The following is a 16,636-nucleotide window of genomic DNA, read 5'->3' as shown; positions in this document are numbered from 1 at the left end:
GGGTCGGACCCGAAGACGGCTCTGTGGTCTGACGACCGGCGTGGCCGGGATCACTACCGTCGGGTGGGTGACTGTGATCGCGACCGAAAGCCTGAGCAAGCGGTTCCCCCGGGTGACCGCGCTCGACCGGCTGTCCGTGGACATCGGGCCCGGGGTGACCGGACTCGTCGGAGCCAACGGCGCCGGCAAGTCCACCCTGATCAAAATCCTGCTGGGGCTGTCCCCCGCCACCGAGGGCAGCGCCCGGGTGCTCGGCCTGGACATCGCCACCGAGGGCGCCGCCATCCGCGAACGGGTCGGCTACATGCCGGAGCACGACTGCCTGCCGCCGGACGTCTCGGCGACCGAGTTCGTGGTGCACATGGCCCGCATGTCCGGGCTGCCGCCCACGGCCGCGCGCGAGCGCACCGCGGACACCCTGCGCCATGTCGGCCTCTACGAGGAGCGCTACCGCCCCATCGGCGGCTACTCCACCGGCATGAAGCAGCGCGTGAAGCTCGCGCAGGCCCTGGTGCACGACCCCAAGCTGGTCTTCCTGGACGAGCCGACCAACGGCCTCGACCCGGTCGGCCGCGACGAGATGCTCGGCCTGATCCGCCGTGTGCACGCCGACTTCGGCATCTCCGTGCTGGTCACCTCGCACCTGCTGGGCGAGCTGGAGCGGACCTGCGACCACGTGGTCGTCATCGACGGCGGCAAGCTGCTGCGCTCCAGTTCCACCACCGACTTCACGCAGACCACGACCACGCTCGCGATCGAGGTCACCGACAGCGACACCCATCCCGACGGCACCCGGGCCGTCCGCGAGGCGCTGCTGGGGCGCGGGGTGGAGATCCACCACGAGGGCGCGGGCCTGCCCGGCGCGGGCCACATCCTGCTGCTGACCGCCGCGGGTGAACAGACGTACGACCTGGTGCGCGACGTGGTCGCCGACCTCGGGCTCGGCCTGGTCCGCATGGAGCAGCGCCGGCACCACATCTCCGAGGTGTTCACCAACGGCACCGGCGACAGCGACGAGCAGCGGAAGGAGGCCGTCGGCCATGGCGGTTGAGCAGCCCCTGACCTCGCCCCCGGGCGAGACGACCCGGATCCACGACATCGGCTACCGCGGCTACGACGGCCCGCGCCTCGGCCGCGCCTACGCCCGCCGCTCCCTGTACTCGCAGTCCCTGCGCGGCGCCTACGGCCTCGGCCGCTCGGTGAAGTCCAAGGCGCTGCCCATGCTGCTGTTCGCGGTGATGTGCGTGCCCGCCGCCATCATGGTCGCCGTCGCCGTCGCCACCAAGGCGCACGAACTGCCGGTCGCCTACACGCGGTACGCGATCATGCTCCAGGCCGTCATCAGCCTGTACGTCGCCTCGCAGGCGCCCCAGGCCGTCTCCCGCGACCTCCGCTTCAAGACGGTGCCGCTGTACTTCTCGCGGCCCATCGAGACCGCCGACTACGTGCGCGCCAAGTTCGCCGCGCTCGCCTCGGCGATCTTCATCCTCACCGCCGCTCCCCTGCTGGTGATGTACGTGGGGGCGCTGCTGTCCAAGCTGGGCTTCGCCCACCAGACGAAGGAATTCGCCGAGGGACTGGTCTCCGTGGCCCTGCTCTCCCTGCTCTTCGCCGGCATCGGCCTGGTCATCGCCGCCGTCACCCCGCGCCGCGGCTTCGGCATCGCGGCCGTGATCGCCGTACTGGTCATCACGTACGGGGCGGTCTCCACCCTCCAGGCCATCGCGGAGGTCCAGGGGCACTCGGGCGCCATCCCGTGGATCGGACTGTTCTCGCCGGTCACCCTGATCGACGGCGTGCAGTCGGCCTTCCTGGGCGCCACCGCCCGGAACCCCGGAGGGGTCGCTCCTTCGACCGCAGAGGGCATCGTCTACGTCCTCGTCACCCTCGCACTGATCGCCGGCAGCTACGGCCTCCTGCTGCGCCGCTACAAGAAGGTGGGCCTGTGACGACCCTCAGCCTCGACCACGTCTCCCGCTGGTTCGGCAACGTGGTCGCCGTCAACGACATCACCATGACCATCGGTCCCGGGGTGACCGGCCTGCTCGGCCCGAACGGCGCCGGGAAGTCCACACTGATCAACATGATGGGCGGCTTCCTCGCCCCCTCCACCGGCACGGTCACCCTCGACGGGCGGCCGGTGTGGCGCAACGAGGAGATCTACCGGCACATCGGCATCGTCCCCGAGCGGGAGGCGATGTACGACTTCCTCACCGGGCGCGAGTTCGTCGTGGCCAACGCGGAGCTGCACGGACTCGGCGACGAGGCCGCCCGGAAGGCCCTGGCCACGGTCGAGATGGAGTACGCCCAGGACCGGAAGATCGCCACCTACTCCAAGGGCATGCGCCAGCGCGTGAAGATGGCGAGCGCCCTGGTGCACGAGCCGTCGCTGCTCCTGCTGGACGAGCCGTTCAACGGCATGGACCCGCGCCAGCGCATGCAACTGATGGGCCTGCTGCGGAAGATGGGCGACGAGGGCCGCACCGTGCTCTTCTCCTCGCACATCCTGGAGGAGGTCGAGCAGCTCGCCCGGCACATCGAGGTCGTCGTCGCCGGGCGGCACGCGGCCAGCGGCGACTACCGGAAGATCCGCCGCCTGATGACCGACCGCCCGCACCGCTACCTGGTGCGCTCCAGCGACGACCGGGCCCTCGCGGCCGCGCTGATCGCCGACCCGTCCACGTCCGGCATCGAGGTCGACCACGCCGAGGGCGCGCTGCGTGTCCAGGCCGTCGACTTCGGCCGCTTCACCACTCTGCTGCCGAAGGTCGCCAGGGACCACGGCATCCGGCTGCTCACGGTCTCGCCGTCGGACGAGTCCCTGGAGTCCGTGTTCTCGTACCTGGTCGCGGCGTAGGAGGCCGAAGATGTACGACCCCACCGTCGCCCGGCTCACCTACCGGGCCCTGCTCGGCCGTCGCCGGGCCCTCATCCTCGGCGCGCTGCCGCTGTTGCTCATCGTGATCTCCGTTGCCGTGCGCGCCCTCAGCGGCGCCGACGACCAGACCGCGGCCGACGTGCTCGGCGGGTTCGCGCTCGCCACGATGGTGCCGATCATCGGTGTCATCGCGGGCACGGGTGCGATCGGTCCGGAGATCGACGACGGCTCTGTCGTCTACCTGCTGGCCAAACCCCTGAAGCGGCCCGCGATCATCTTCACCAAGCTGATCGTGGCCATCGCGGTGACCATGGTGTTCTCCGCCGTGCCCACGATGATCGCGGGGCTGATCCTCAACGGCAACGGCCAGCAGATCGCCGTCGCCTACACGGTGGCCGCGCTGGTCGCCTCCATCGCCTACTCCGCGCTGTTCCTGCTGCTCGGCACGGTGTCCCGGCACGCGGTGGTCTTCGGGCTCGTGTACGCGCTGGTCTGGGAGGCCCTCTTCGGCTCCCTGGTACCGGGGGCGCGCACGCTGAGCGTCCAGCAGTGGGCGCTCGCGGTCGCGCACAAGGTGGCCGGGGGCGACCTGGTCACGTCCGAGGTCGGGCTGACGACGGCGGTGGTGCTGCTGGTGGCGGTGACCGTGCTGGCGACCTGGTACGCGGGACAGAAACTGCGCTCGCTGAAGCTGGCGGGGGAGGAGTGAGCGCCGCCGCGCGATCTTGACGGGGACCTCATCTCCGGCCGGGCAGACTGGGTCAATCGTGACATACGGCTAGGAGGCCGGGGATGACGGAGGAGATACCGGGGGGTGGCGGGGCGTGTGAGGGGGACGCCTTCGAGGGGCTGGTCCTGGACGAGGACTTCGTGCGGGCCGCGGAGGCGTCCGAGCCGTCGGCTCGGGCGCGGATGCTGGCGGCCCGCTGGCGCGCGGAGGCTCCCGAGCCGCAGCCCTGGCGCTCCGACGAGCCTCCGGCGGGGTGGTTCTTCAGCAAGGCCCGCCGCCGGGGCCGGCGCCGGCGGCGGTGATCCGGTGCCGTGGCCGGGCGGTGCGGGTGCCGTCGGCCCCGGCTACGACAGCAGCTGTTCGAGTACCGCCGCGATGCCGTCCTCCTCGTTCGAGGACGTCACCTCGTCGGCCACGGCCTTCAGTTCCTCGTGGGCGTTGGCCATCGCCACGCCCCGGGCGGCCCAGCCGAACATCGGGATGTCGTTCGGCATGTCGCCGAAGGCGATCGTGTGCGCCGCCCTGAAGCCGAGCCGACGCGCGGCCAGGGAGAGACCCGTCGCCTTGGAAAGGCCGAGCGGGAGGAGTTCCACGATGCCCGCGCCGGCCATCGCGACCGAGACGAAACCGCCGGCCGCCTGCCGGGCCGCCTCCGCCAGTTCGTCGTCGCCCAGCGTCGGATGCTGTATGTAGATCTTGTTCAGCGGCGCCGCCCAGAGATCGGACACGTCGGTGAAGGGGACCGCGGGAAGCGGCCCCGCGACGGCGTACCCGGGACCCACGAGTACCTCGCCGTCCAGCCCGTCCCGGCTCGCCGCGAGGTGCAGCGGACCGACCTCGGCCTCGATCTTGGCCAGCGCCACGCCCGCCAGCCGACGGTCCAGGGTGACGGACGTCAGCAGGCGGTGCGCCCCGGCGTCGTACACCTGTGCGCCCTGGCCGCAGACCGCGAGGCCGTCGTAGCCGAGGTCGTCGAGGATGTGACGGGTCCAGGGAACGGCCCGGCCGGTGACGACGATGTGCGCCGCGCCCGCCGCGGTGGCCGCGGCGAGCGCGTCACGGGTGCGCTGGGAGATCGAGCCGTCGGAGCGCAGCAGTGTCCCGTCGAGGTCGGTCGCGACGAGCCCGTAGGGGAAGCTCACCCGGCCACCGGCTCCAGGACCTCCCGGCCGCCCAGGAAGGGGCGCAGCACTTCGGGGATCCGGACGGAGCCGTCGGCCTGCTGGTGGTTCTCCAGAATGGCGACGATGGTGCGCGGTACGGCGCACAGCGTGCCGTTGAGCGTGGCGAGCGGCTTGACCTGCTTGCCGTCGCGGACACGGATGGACAGGCGCCGGGACTGGAACTCGGTGCAGTCCGAGGTCGAGGTCAGCTCGCGGTACTTGCCCTGGGTCGGGATCCACGCCTCGCAGTCGAACTTGCGGGCCGCGGAGGAGCCGAGGTCACCGGAGGCGACGTCGATCACGCGGAACGGCAGCTCCAGCGACGTCAGCCACTGCTTCTCCCACTCCAGCAGGCGCTGGTGCTCGGCCTGGGAGTCCGCGGGGTCGACGTACGAGAACATCTCGACCTTGTCGAACTGGTGCACGCGGAAGATGCCCCGGGTGTCCTTGCCGTGCGAACCGGCCTCGCGGCGGAAGCAGGGCGAGAAGCCCGCGTAGCGCAGCGGCAGCTTGTCGGCGTCGAGGATCTCGTCCATGTGGTAGGCCGCGAGCGCCACCTCGGAGGTGCCGACCAGGTACAGGTCGTCCTTGTCGAGGTGGTACACGTCCTGCGCGGCCTGGCCGAGGAAGCCGGTGCCGGCCATCGACTGCGGACGGACCAGCGCGGGGGTCAGCATCGGGGTGAAGCCGGCCGCGGTGGCCTGGGCCATCGCGGCGTTCACCAGGGCCAGCTCCAGCAGGGCGCCGACGCCGGTGAGGAAGTAGAAGCGGGAGCCGGAGACCTTGGCGCCGCGCTCGACGTCGATCGCGCCGAGCAGCTGGCCCAGCTCCAGGTGGTCCTTGGGCTCGAAGCCCTCGGCACCGAAGTCGCGGATGGTGCCGTGCGTCTCCAGGGTGACGAAGTCCTCCTCGCCGCCGACGGGCACGTCGGGGTGGACGAGGTTGCCGAGCCGGAGCAGCAGTTCCTGGGTCTCGGCGTCGGCCGCGTCGCGCTCGGTGTCGGCGGCCTTGACATCGGCCTTGAGCTGCTCGGCACGCTTGAGCAGCTCGGCCTTCTCGTCGGCGGAGGCCTTGGGGATCAGCTTGCCGAGCTGCTTCTGCTCGGCACGCAGTTCGTCGAAGCGGACGCCGGAAGACCTGCGCCGCTCGTCGGCAGACAGGAGGGAGTCGACGAGCGCGACGTCCTCTCCACGGGCGCGCTGGGACGCGCGCACACGGTCGGGGTCCTCACGGAGCAGGCGAAGGTCAATCACAGGGCCAAGGCTACCGGTGCGGGGAAGCCGCTCACGAATCACTATTACGGAGCGCCTCGATTTGCGGCTTACCGTGCGTTATGCGCTAATTGCCAGCCGCGTCAAGGGAAAGTGTCTCACTCCCTGGGACGGAGCACGCTCCGGGTGGGCGGTTGACCCGAATTCCTTGTGGAGACCGGAACTTGGCGGCGCGGTTGTCCACAGAAATCCACACCCCTCGGAGAGTTATCCACAGGGTGTGGGGAAGTTCTGTGGATGCAGGAATTGATCACTCCGGATCCGTCGGGTGACGTGCAGAATTCCCTGTCCAAAGTGGATCGACGCCCACTATCGGGTGGAAAACGGTCGCCCCGAAAGATGAACCGAAGGAAACGGGTGGACGAAGGGTGAGTCAGGTGACGGTTGCCCTGTCTGTGTACTGCGGGGCGATTTGTCGACCAGGTCGCGCTTCGCTGTCGACTTGTCCCCAGGTCGAGAAGGGCACCTGTGGATAACTCTTGTGGATAACTAGAAGCGGCCGTCCTGGCAGCGCGCCACCCAGTCCGCGGCTTGCATGAACTCCTCGTCGGAGGTCCCCGGCCGCACCGGCCGTGCCTGGCCCGGTTGGATGTCGGCGCGTGGGTACGAGCCGAGGAAGCGCACCTCGAGGCAGAGCCGCTTCAGGCCCATGAGCGCCGCCGCCATCCGCCGGTCGGAGATGTGGCCCTCGGCGTCCACGCAGAAGCAGTAATTGCCGATGCCCGCGCCGGTCGGCCGGGACTGGAGCAGCATCAGGTTGATCCCCCGCGAGGCGAACTCGCCGAGCAGGTCGCGCAGCCCGCCGGGGTGGTCGGTGCGCTGCCACAGCACCACCGAGGTCTTGTCGGCGCCGGTCTTCGCGGCGGGCCGCGCCGGGCGGCCGACCAGCACGAACCGGGTCTGCGCGTTCTCCGCGTCGTGGATCCCGGTCTCCAGGGCCTCCAGGCCGTACCGGGCGGCGGCGAACTCGCCCGCGAAGGCGGCGTCGTACCGGCCCTCCTGGACCAGCCGGGCCGCGTCCGCGTTCGAGGCGGCCGACTCCCAGACGGCGTCCGGGAGGTTGGCCTTCAACCAGTTGCGCACCTGCGGCTGGGCCGCGGGGTGGGCGGACACCGTCTTGATGTCGGCGAGCCCGGTGCCCGGCCGGACGAGCAGCGCGAAGGTGATGGACAGCAGCACCTCGCGGTAGATCATCAGCGGCTCGCCCGCGACCAGGCCGTCCAGGGTGGCGGTGATGCCGCCCTCGACCGAGTTCTCGATCGGCAGGAACGCGGCCTCGGCCTCGCCGGCCCGTACCGCGTCCAGCGCGGACTGCACCGACACGTAAGGGGTCAGCGCCCGGGTGGCCGCCTCCGGCAACGTCCGCAGGGCCACCTCGGTGAAGGTGCCCTCGGGACCGAGATACGCATAGCTCGCTGGCATGGTCCTCACCCTAATGGCCGCGGGCCGTCGTAGCTCAGGTGTCTCAAGATGACCACTCGACCGGGTGGTTTGACCCCGGAAATTCCGCGGAGTCGAGGGATGGTCGGGCAGGGGCTGGATCGGGCGAGGGCTCGGCTCACCCCTCCAGCAACCGCTGCCCCACGTACTCGCCCTTCCCCGCCCCGCCCGGCACCGCGAACAGTCCGCTCGCCTCGTGCCGGATGAAGCGCGACAGCGCGTCGCCCCGGTCGAGTTTGCGCTGCACCGGCACGAAACCGCGCAGCGGATCGGCCTGCCAGCACACGAAGAGCAGCCCGGCGTCCGGCGTCCCGTCCGCGTCGATGCCGTCGTGGTACGAGAAAGGACGCCGCAGCATCGCCGCGCCACCGTTCTTGTCCGGCCGGGTGATCCGCGCGTGCGCGTTGAGCGCGATGACGTAGTCGCCCTTGGCGTCGGCCTTCTCCAGGTCCATCGGTGTCGTCTCGTGCCCCCCGGTCAGCGGCGCGCCGTCGGCCTTGCGGCGCCCGATGACCTGCTCCTGGGCGGACACGGACAGCTTCTCCCAGTCGTCCAGGAGCATGCGGATGCGGCGCACGACGGCGTAGGAGCCGTTCGCCATCCACGCGGGCTCGCCGGTGGGGGGCACGAAGATCTGCTGCGCGAAGGCGGCGTCCGTCGGCTTGGGGTTGCCGGTGCCGTCGATCTGGCCCATGAGGTTGCGGGCCGTCATCGGCCGGGCGGTGGCGCCCGGGGTGCGGTTGAAGCCGTTCATCTGCCAGCGCACCCGCGCGGCGGCCCCGGCGTCCTTCTGGATCGCGCGCAGGGCGTGGAAGGCGACCAGGGCGTCGTTCGCGCCGATCTGCACCCACAGGTCGCCTTCACCGCGTGCCTTGTCGAGGCGGTCGGAGGAGAAGTCCGGCAGCGGGTCGAGGGCGGCGGGCCGCTGCTTCTCCAGACCGGTACGGGCGAAGAAGCTGTGCCCGAAGCCGAAGGTGACGGTCAGGGAGGAGGGGCCCGCGTCCCGCGACACGTCGGTGTCGTCGTGCGGGGCCGGCTCGCCCGCCATCAGCCGCTCGGCCGTCGTCGACCAGCGGCGCAGCAGGGCCGCCGCCTCCTTTCGGCCCGCACCCGCCGCCAGGTCGAAGGCGATGAGGTGGCCGCACGCCTGGAGGGCCTCGGTGATGCCGGGCTGGTGTTTCACGTGAAACATCGCGCGGTCGGAGCCCACCGAGGTGAGCGGGGTGGCCGGGGCGGGCGCGGCGGCGTAACCGGCGGCTCCGCCCGCCGCGCCGAGCACCAGCCCGGTGGCGCCCGCGGTGCCGAGCAGGGTGCGCCGGGTCACGCCCCCGGAGCGGGGCTCGGGCGCCGGGGCCTCGGGGGTACGGGCCTGCTGGGTGGACTGGTCGGTCATGGTCTGTCTCAGCCGATCTGCGCGTTTTTGGAGACGGTCACTTCGTCGATGTCGGAGGTGCGCACGGTGACGGCGACCTTCCAGTCACCGGCCATCGGGATCTGCACCCCGTCCGCCGACCAGTGGCCGGTGGTGATGTGCTCGGGGGACACGGTGAGCGGGCCGATCTTCCTGGCCTCCAGGGTGAGGGCGATCCTCACCTCGGGGACGTCGAAGGGCTGCCCGCCGGGCGTGCGGACGAAGAGGTGCAGCTCGTTGGCGCCCGCGTGGGCGGGGTCGAGGTCGAGGGCGACCACGCCCTTGCCGTTCGCGCCGCCCGTGTCGAAGGGCAGGTTCAGGCTCACGGTGCCGTTCGTGGGCGCCGTGACGGAGCCGGTGGCGGCCCTGGCCTCCTGCTCGGTGCGGCCGGGCTCGGTCTGCGTCAGCGCGGTGGTGACGGCGAGCAGGACGACCGCGACGGCGGCCTCGGCGAGCACCGAGCGGCGCAGCCCGAAGCGTTCCGCGTCGCCGTCCCGCAGCCGCTTCCGCCGGGCGGCGTCCACCGCGGCCCGCTGCCGGGCGAGCTGGGCGGCGCGGGGGGAGTCGTCCGCGGCGGCCGTCTCCTGCCCGGCCGCCTTCGCCGCGGTGACGGGCTCCCTCCCGGACCCCTCCGTGCGCCTGCCCTCCTCCCCCTCCGCGCCCTGATCCGCGAGCCGCCCCGTCCACCGCCTGGACACCGACGCGATGCCCACCATGACCGCCACCAGGGCGATCTTGGCCAGCAGCAGCTGCCCGTACCGGGTGTCGGTGAAGGCGGACCAGGAGCCGAGCTGGCGCCAGGACTGGTAGACGCCGGTGGCGACGAGGACGAGCACGGAGCCGAAGGCCAGCTGGGAGAAGCGGCGTACGGCGGCGGCCTCGACAGGCGTCTCCGCGGGCGCCCGGTAGAGGGCGACCAGCAGCGCGGTGAGCCCGCCCAGCCAGGCGGCGACGGCGAGCAGGTGGACGACGTCGACCGGCATGGCGATGCCCGGCTGGAGCCCCACCGATGCGTGCTCGGCCATCGCCCAGCTGCTCGCGAGCCCCGCCGCGACCACCACGCCCCCGAGCCCGAGCCCGAAGGTCAGGTCCCGCTTCTCCGCGCCCTCCTCGCGCCGTTGGTACGAGCCGAAGAGGACGGCGATGAACAGCGCGGCGGCGGCGAGCAGCAGCAGCCGGGAGACCAGCGCCGCCCCCGACTTGGTCTGCAGCACCTGGCCGAGCAGCCCGAGGTCGAAGACGTCGGCGACCTTCCCGGAGCCGGTGTACGAACCGCGCAGGAGCAGCAGCCACAGGGTGCCCGCGGTCAGCGCCAGCCAGCCGCCGACGACCAGCCGTTGCAGGGCCCGGACACCCGCGCCGCGCCGCCAGCAGACGAGCACGAAGGCCGCGCCGCCCGCGAGCGCGATGAAGCCGGCGTACGACACGTACCGGCCGGCCTGGTAGAGGTCGCCGACGACCCCGCCGCCCACGGTCGGCCCGGTACCGGGAACCACGGTCCGCGAGGGCGCCCCGATGGAGAAGGTGTAGGCGCCGGCGACGGGATGACTGTCGGCGGAGACGACCTCGTAGGTGACCGTGTACGTGCCCTTGCCCAGGCCGCCCTTGAGCCGTACGGCGTAGGTCGTCCCGCTCACGTTGGCGGGCGCGCCGGTCTGGACGGCCCTGCCCCCGGGGTCGAGGACGCGCAGCGAGTCGTCGTTCACCGCCACCTTCTCGGAGAAGGTGAGCGAGACCCGGGCGGGCGGTTGCCGAACCACCACCCCCTGCGCGGGGTCGCTGCCGGTCAGCGCCGCGTGCGCGGCGGCCGGTCCGGCGCCCGCGAGCAGTGCGCCGGTGGTGGCGAGGAGCAGCAGCACCAGGGTCCGCAGGCGGGGGGTGGTGGTCCGGGTCACGGTGGTCCCTTCCCTCAGTGGCCGGTCGTCGGGTGGTACGTGGCGGACTTCACCGGCATCTCGACGGTGAGCGGACCGCTCTTGGCGAAGGTGAGCTTCAGCTCGACCGTCTGGCCCTGCCGCGGCCTGTGCCGCAGCTGCTCGAACATCAGGTGGTTGCCACCGCTTCTGAAGACGAGCCGGCCATGGGCGGGTATGGCGAAGGAGGAGTGCTCCCGCATCTCGCCGCCCATGGTGCTGTGCATGGTGACCTGGCCGGCGGCGTCGCTGGACACCGAGGTCAGCTCGTCCTTCGTACCGCCCTTGTTGGTGATCGTCAGGAAGCCGGCGGCCATGTCGGCGGAGACCGGCTGCGGCATGTACGAGCCGCTCACCGACAGTTCGGCCTTCGAGGTGCCGGACCCGGAGCAGCCCGTGAGCGCGAGCGCGCCGGTGAGGGCGGCGGCGGCCGCCAGGACGGCGGGGCGGCTCACGGCTTGGCCCCCTTGACGAGCTTGGGCAGGTCCTTGATGTAGTCGTCGACCGTGGCGTTCTCTCCGTAGAGGACGTAACCGGCGTTCGTCTTCGGCGAGAAGACGACGACCTGGGTGCCGTGGACGGAGACGAGCTTGCCGTTCTTGTCCTTCGTCGTCGGCTCGACCGTGATGCCGACCGAGCGGGCGCCGGCCTGGACGGTCTTGAAGTCGCCGGTCAGGCCGATGAACCGGGGGTCGATGCCCTTGAGCCAGCTGCCGAGTGCGGCCGGGGTGTCCCGGCCGGGGTCGGTGGTGACGAACACGACCCGCAGGTCGTCGCGCTGGGCCGGGGTGAGCGACTTCTGGGCGGCGACGGCGATGTTGCTCATGGTCGTCGGGCAGATGTCGGGGCAGTGCGTGTAGCCGAAGTAGAGCAGGGTCGGGTGACCCTGGGTCTCCTTGCGGAGGTCGTACTTCTTGCCGTGGGTGTCGGTGAGGACCAGGCCGGGCTTGTCCCAGGGCTGGTCGAGGACGGTGGCGGGGCCGCTGCTGCCGGACTCCTGCGAGAGCGAGGAGACCGGCGACCGGTCGGACTCCTGGCCACCGCAGGCGGACAGGGTCAGGGTGGCGGCGGCGAGCAGCGCGGCCGCGGCGAACGTCTTCTTGCGCATAGAGAAATGTCCCAGATGTGAGAACTCCGGCGCGCACCGGGGTCGTACGGGAGCCAAGCCTGGCACGGCCCCGGCGCGCGCTGCGGAAGGGCGGGGCTAGACGGTGCGGCGGCGGCCGGCGAGGACGCCGTAGGCCACGCCCGCGGCGCCGACGACGATCCCGGCCAAGCCGAGCACCCGGGCGGTGGTGTCACTGCCGCCGCCGGAGCCCGAGGCGGCGGCCGTGTTCTCCTTCTGTGCGTCGGGGGTGTCGTCGCCGGAGGCGGCATGGGCGCCCGCCGTGCCGTGCTCGTCGGCGGCGGCGGTCAGCTGGAGCACCGGGGCCGGACTCTGCGGCTCGGCCTGGCCGGCCTGCGGCACCTCGATCCATCGCACGACCTTGTTGTCGGAGTACGTCTGGAGCGCCTTGAACACCAGTTGGTCGGTGTCGTCGGGCAGGGCGCCGACGGAGAGCGGGAACTTCTGGAAGTAGCCGGGCTCGATGCCCTTGCCGTCGGCGGTCCAGGTGACCTTGGTGACGGCCTGGTCGATCTTGTCGCCGTGCACGGTCACCGGCTCGGCGAGCCTGGTCCTGGTGAGCCGCACGTTCCAGCCCGGGAGGGGCTGGGCCATGACGGAGGCCAGCGGGTGGTCGGTGGGGAGGTTCACCTCGACCTTGGTGGTCGAGGCGTCGTCGCGCTCGTTGGGGACCTTGAAGTCGACGACGGCGTAGCCGCCCTTGGCCGCGGCGCCCTCGGGCTGCACGGTCACGTGCGCGAAGGCGGGGACGGACAGGGCGAGCACGGCGGCACCGGCGACGGTGGCACCGGCGGCGAGGCGGGCGGCCGCACGGCGGCAGACGATCGGGGAAACCTGCATGGCAGGAGCACTCCACGGTGAGAGTTCCGGTGAGGGGAAGGGTGCGCGCGGGCGCGCGTGCCGCGCGACGGCGGCCCTTCTCCCGGGATCGGATCCCCGGAGCGGTCGCGTCGCGTCAGGCGGCGAGCCGGAAGGCGGCGGGTGGGCCCCGCCGGATCACCGTGTGCTGGAGCGTGAGGGCGCCCGGGGCGGGCGGCTCGTCCCGGTGGGCGCGACGGCCGCGCGGTCCGGGTCCGGTGGCGGCCGGCAGCCCGGCGCACAGGGCGAGCGCCAGTGCGAGGGCCGCGCGCAGGGACCGTACGAGCGCCGTCCCGGCGACTTCGTGGACCGACAGTTCGAGCAGCCGCAGCACGGCCAGGTCGCCGCGGCGCAGCAGCCAGCCGACGGCGACGGCCGCGAGGACGTGCCCGATCAGCATCGGCAGCGAGGGCAGCAGGGCCGCGGAGGCGCCGGTGGCGTCCGCCGCGTGCTGCACGGGCACGGTGGCCCCGGCCACGGGACGGCCCGAGCGGTCGATGAGGCGGGCGGCGAGCAGCAGGTGGAAGGCGTGCCCGGGGGTGAGCGCGGCGGTGTTCGCCCCGCACAGCAGCCGGGTGGCCTGTTCCACCAGCGCGGCATCGCTCAGCGCGGACCCCGTCGGACCGGTCTGCCCCGTCGGCACCCCGCCCATGGCCATGGCCGCGCCGTGCTGGCCCAGGCCGAACAGCGTGTGCAGGGCGGTCTGGCCGAGCGCGAGGAGCGCGGCGATGCCCGGCAGCGAGCGGGCCCGCCCGGCGAGCGGGATCACCAGCAGCAGGGAGCCGAGGAAGCCCGCGCCGAGCGTCCACAGCGGCACGCCCGCACAGGAGGCCAGGGCGTGTCCGGCCGCGGCCAGCACGACGCAGACCGCGGCGAAGACCGCGGCCCGCAGCATCCGGAGCCCGGCTCCGGGACGCGCCGTGCGCGCGTGAGGGGCAGACATGGCGGGTTCATCATCCCACCGTGCCCCGCGTCGCCCTACGTCAGGTCCAGGCCATGCGTCCCTCGGCCCCTCCGAGGGGTACGTCCCTCATACACCGATTCCTCCCGGAGTGCATCGGCTGTATGGGCGCAGTCACGTCGACGGTGTGCTTACGGCCGACTATGGGCGGCAATAGGTATCGGTATGTCGAGCCGCGGCCTGGAGGCTGGAGCATGAGCATCTGGTGGTCACTCCATCTGCGCCGCGAGGCCGCGAGTGTGCCGCTCGCGCGGCGGCTGCTGATCGGCACCATGGAGACGGCCGGGGTCGACCCGGAGATCTCCTACGACCTCTCCGTCGCCCTCAGCGAGGCGTGCGCCAACGCCGTCGAGCACGGCGGCGACGCCGGCACCCCGGCGGTCTACCGGGTGACCGCGTACCTCGACGGCGAGAAGTGCCGTATCGAGGTGGCCGACTCGGGACCCGGCTTCCACCACACCCGCGAGCTGCGCCCCGCCCGCCCCGACGCCGAGCACGGCCGCGGCCTCTGTCTGATCCGCGAACTCGCCGACCACGTCCACATCGGTCCCAGGTCCGGCCGCCACGGCACGGTGGTCAGTTTCGACAAGATCCTCAAGTGGCGCGACGACGCGCCGCTGCTGGCGGTGTAGCTCCGGCCCCATAGTGGGGACATGAGCATCGAGAACGGGGAACTGGCGGCCGGGGTGACGCTGCGGCCGCTCGCCGTCGGGGACGCGGAGGCGCTGGCGGCCGCCTACAGGGTCAATCGCGCGCACCTCGCGCCCTGGGAGCCGGTACGGCCGGACGCCTTCTTCACCCCCGAGGGGCAGCGGGAGCGGATCGAGGGGCTGCTGCGGCAGCGCGCCGGGGGCTCGGCGGTGCCCTGGGTGTTCGAGGAGACCGACGGGCGGATCGTCGGGACCACCACCCTGACGGGGATCAGCCGGGGCCCCTTCTGCAGCGCGTACCTCGGCTACTGGGTCGCCGCGGACCGGCAGGGCCGTGGCCTGGCCAGCGCGGCCGTGACACGGGTGTGCCGACTCGCACGGGACACGGTGGGCCTGCACCGGATCGAGGCGTCCACCCTGGTGGAGAACACCGGTTCGCAGCGCGTGCTGGAGAAGTGCGGGTTCGAGCTGATCGGTACGGCGCCGGACTACCTGCACATCAACGGACGTTGGCGGGACAGCCGGCTGTTCCAGCGGGTCCTGCACGACAGGGACCCCGTGCTCTGAGCCCCGGGCGCCGGCGAGTCCGCGAGCGGCCGCGGATCACCCGCGGACGGGGCGGCCGGGCACCCGACGGTGCCCGGCCGCCCCGTCACCTCGGGTTCAGCCCTTGAGCGCGGCCATCCACGCCTCGACCTCGTCGGAGCGCCGCGGCAGACCGGCCGACAGGTTCCGGTTGCCGTCCTCCGTCACCAGGATGTCGTCCTCGATCCGCACCCCGACGCCCCGGTACTCCTCCGGCACGGTGAGATCGTCGGCCTGGAAGTACAGGCCCGGCTCGACGGTGAGGACCATGCCCGGCTCCAGGGCCCCGTCCACGTACGTCTCGGTCCGCGCCACCGCGCAGTCGTGGACGTCCATGCCGAGCATGTGACCCGTGCCGTGCAGGGTCCAGCGGCGCTGGAGACCCAGCTCCAGGACGCGCTCGACCGGACCCTCGACGAGGCCCCACTCGACCAGCTTCTCGGCGAGCACCCGCTGCGCGGCGTCGTGGAAGTCGCGGTACTTGGCGCCGGGCCTCACCGCCGCGATGCCGGCCTCCTGGGCCTCGTACACCGCGTCGTACACCTTCTTCTGCAGCTCGCTGTACGTGCCGTTGACCGGCAGCGTGCGCGTGACGTCGGCGGTGTAGAGGGTGTGCGTCTCCACGCCGGCGTCGAGGAGCAGCAGGTCGCCGGAGCGGACCGGGCCGTCGTTGCGGACCCAGTGCAGGGTGCACGCGTGCGGGCCGGCGGCGCAGATCGAGCCGTAGCCGATGTCGTTGCCCTCGACGCGGGCGCGCAGGAAGAAGGTGCCCTCGATGTAGCGCTCGCTGGTGGCCTCGGCCTTGTCGAGGACCTTCACCACGTCCTCGAAGCCGCGCACCGTGGAGTCGACGGCCTTCTGCAGCTCACGGATCTCGAAGTCGTCCTTGACCAGGCGCATCTCGGAGAGGAAGACGCGCAGCTCCTCGTCGCGCTCGGCGGTGACCTTGTCGGTCAGGGCCGCCTCGATGCCGGCGTCGTGACCGCGCACGACGCGCACCGGGCCGGTGGCCTCGCGCAGCTTCTCGGCCAGCTCGCGCACATCGGCGGCGGGGATGCCGTACAGCGCCTCGGACTCGGTGAGGGAGTGGCGGCGGCCGACCCACAGCTCGCCCTGGCCGTCGAGCCAGAACTCGCCGTTCTCGCGGTCGGAGCGGGGCAGGAGGTAGATCGTCTCCAGGTGGCCCTCGCCCTCGGGCTCCAGGACCAGGACGCCGTCCTCGGTCTGGTTGCCGGTGAGGTACGCGTACTCGACGGAGGCGCGGAAGGCGTACTCCGTGTCGTTCGAACGCGTCTTCAGGTTGCCCGCCGGGATCACCAGGCGCTCGCCCGGGAAGCGCGCGGAGAGCGCGGCGCGGCGGCGCGCGGTCTCGGCGGCCTGCTCGATGGGCTTCAGGTCGCGCAGCTCGGTGTCGGCCCAGCCGGACCGCATGTTCTCGGCCAGCTCGTCGGAGACGCCCGGGTACAGGCCGTTCTTCCGCTGCTTGATGGGCTCCTCGGACTCGGTTTCCGGGGTCGCCGGAATGAGTTCGTCGGCCACGTGATCCTCCTCGGTACGGCGTGTGATCTCCCCCGGGCGGTCCGTGTGGCTCGCCGCGGTGGGGTCACTGTGTCCGAGCCGGGGACCTCCATCATCGTACGGTCGTACCGG

17 protein-coding genes are annotated in these 16,636 nt (G+C 72.1%); 7 read left to right on the top strand and 10 right to left on the bottom strand.

The genetic code is table 11. The features are described 5' to 3' along the window. Window positions 1-73: 73 nt before the first annotated feature. The 5 genes from QSK45_RS13515 (at window position 74) to QSK45_RS13495 (ending at window position 3,910) form a co-directional block, all read left to right on the top strand. The gene (locus QSK45_RS13515; RefSeq protein ID WP_285557075.1) at window positions 74-1,051 is read left to right on the top strand and encodes an ABC transporter ATP-binding protein; all 978 of its coding nucleotides are present in this window, start codon (window positions 74-76) and stop codon (window positions 1,049-1,051) included. Further along, a complete protein-coding gene (locus tag QSK45_RS13510; RefSeq protein ID WP_285556493.1) occupies window positions 1,041-1,949 on the top strand; it encodes an ABC transporter permease in 909 nt (302 codons plus the stop codon). Before QSK45_RS13515 ends, QSK45_RS13510 begins: the two co-directional genes overlap by 11 nt. After that, a complete protein-coding gene (locus QSK45_RS13505) occupies window positions 1,946-2,857 on the top strand; it encodes an ABC transporter ATP-binding protein (RefSeq protein ID WP_285556491.1) in 912 nt (303 codons plus the stop codon). The genes QSK45_RS13510 and QSK45_RS13505 overlap by 4 nt, the downstream gene beginning before the upstream one ends. Window positions 2,858-2,867: 10 nt before the next feature. After that, on the top strand, window positions 2,868-3,587 hold the full coding sequence (locus QSK45_RS13500; protein WP_285556490.1) for an ABC transporter permease subunit: 720 nt from the start codon (window positions 2,868-2,870) through the stop codon (window positions 3,585-3,587). A gap of 83 nt (window positions 3,588-3,670) precedes the next feature. Beyond that, window positions 3,671-3,910 carry an SGM_3592 family protein gene (locus QSK45_RS13495; RefSeq protein ID WP_285556487.1) on the top strand — a complete coding sequence of 80 codons (240 nt, stop codon included), beginning with the start codon at window positions 3,671-3,673 and terminating at the stop codon, window positions 3,908-3,910. Window positions 3,911-3,952: 42 nt separating this feature from the next. Here the strand turns inward: QSK45_RS13495 and QSK45_RS13490 are convergent, their stop codons facing one another. The 9 genes from QSK45_RS13490 to QSK45_RS13450 all read right to left on the bottom strand — a co-directional run bounded on the left by QSK45_RS13490 (window position 3,953) and on the right by QSK45_RS13450 (window position 13,733). After that, the gene (locus tag QSK45_RS13490) at window positions 3,953-4,750 is read right to left on the bottom strand and encodes an HAD family hydrolase (RefSeq protein WP_285556485.1); all 798 of its coding nucleotides are present in this window, start codon (window positions 4,748-4,750) and stop codon (window positions 3,953-3,955) included. Next, window positions 4,747-6,024 carry a serine--tRNA ligase gene (serS, locus tag QSK45_RS13485; protein ID WP_285556483.1) on the bottom strand — a complete coding sequence of 426 codons (1,278 nt, stop codon included), beginning with the start codon at window positions 6,022-6,024 and terminating at the stop codon, window positions 4,747-4,749. Before serS ends, QSK45_RS13490 begins: the two co-directional genes overlap by 4 nt. Before the next feature lie 507 nt (window positions 6,025-6,531). Further along, window positions 6,532-7,464: a prephenate dehydratase gene (gene pheA / locus QSK45_RS13480; RefSeq protein ID WP_285556481.1), complete on the bottom strand. Its 933-nt coding sequence runs from the start codon at window positions 7,462-7,464 to the stop codon at window positions 6,532-6,534. A gap of 136 nt (window positions 7,465-7,600) precedes the next feature. Next, on the bottom strand, window positions 7,601-8,875 hold the full coding sequence (gene efeB, locus QSK45_RS13475; protein ID WP_285556480.1) for an iron uptake transporter deferrochelatase/peroxidase subunit: 1,275 nt from the start codon (window positions 8,873-8,875) through the stop codon (window positions 7,601-7,603). Window positions 8,876-8,883: 8 nt separating this feature from the next. Then, a complete protein-coding gene (locus QSK45_RS13470) occupies window positions 8,884-10,788 on the bottom strand; it encodes a copper resistance CopC/CopD family protein (protein WP_285556479.1) in 1,905 nt (634 codons plus the stop codon). Window positions 10,789-10,802: 14 nt separating this feature from the next. Further along, window positions 10,803-11,261, bottom strand: a complete 459-nt coding sequence (locus QSK45_RS13465; RefSeq protein WP_285556478.1) for a copper chaperone PCu(A)C — start codon at window positions 11,259-11,261, stop codon at window positions 10,803-10,805. After that, on the bottom strand, window positions 11,258-11,914 hold the full coding sequence (locus QSK45_RS13460) for an SCO family protein (protein WP_285556476.1): 657 nt from the start codon (window positions 11,912-11,914) through the stop codon (window positions 11,258-11,260). The genes QSK45_RS13465 and QSK45_RS13460 overlap by 4 nt, the downstream gene beginning before the upstream one ends. Before the next feature lie 96 nt (window positions 11,915-12,010). Continuing rightward, window positions 12,011-12,772 carry a YcnI family copper-binding membrane protein gene (locus QSK45_RS13455; protein ID WP_285556474.1) on the bottom strand — a complete coding sequence of 254 codons (762 nt, stop codon included), beginning with the start codon at window positions 12,770-12,772 and terminating at the stop codon, window positions 12,011-12,013. Window positions 12,773-12,887: 115 nt separating this feature from the next. After that, entirely contained in the window at window positions 12,888-13,733 is an 846-nt protein-coding gene (locus tag QSK45_RS13450; protein WP_285556472.1) for a hypothetical protein, read from the bottom strand. A 212-nt stretch (window positions 13,734-13,945) separates the two neighbouring features. On the opposite strand from QSK45_RS13450, the gene QSK45_RS13445 reads away from it, so the two are divergent. Beyond that, on the top strand, window positions 13,946-14,383 hold the full coding sequence (locus QSK45_RS13445; RefSeq protein ID WP_285556470.1) for an ATP-binding protein: 438 nt from the start codon (window positions 13,946-13,948) through the stop codon (window positions 14,381-14,383). Window positions 14,384-14,404: 21 nt separating this feature from the next. Next, window positions 14,405-14,968 (top strand): GNAT family N-acetyltransferase, encoded by a 564-nt coding sequence (locus QSK45_RS13440; protein ID WP_285556468.1) that lies wholly within the window; start codon window positions 14,405-14,407, stop codon window positions 14,966-14,968. Between the two features lie 96 nt (window positions 14,969-15,064). On the opposite strand, the gene QSK45_RS13435 is transcribed toward QSK45_RS13440, so the two are convergent. Next, window positions 15,065-16,525 carry an aminopeptidase P family protein gene (locus QSK45_RS13435; RefSeq protein ID WP_285556467.1) on the bottom strand — a complete coding sequence of 487 codons (1,461 nt, stop codon included), beginning with the start codon at window positions 16,523-16,525 and terminating at the stop codon, window positions 15,065-15,067. Between the last annotated feature and the right edge of the window lie 111 nt (window positions 16,526-16,636).

The sequence above is a fragment of the Streptomyces hygroscopicus subsp. hygroscopicus genome (assembly GCF_030269125.1).
Taxonomy (GTDB): domain Bacteria; phylum Actinomycetota; class Actinomycetes; order Streptomycetales; family Streptomycetaceae; genus Streptomyces; species Streptomyces hygroscopicus_C.
Note: the sequence above shows the minus strand (reverse complement) of the source record. Positions and strands in the feature narration are given on the sequence as shown.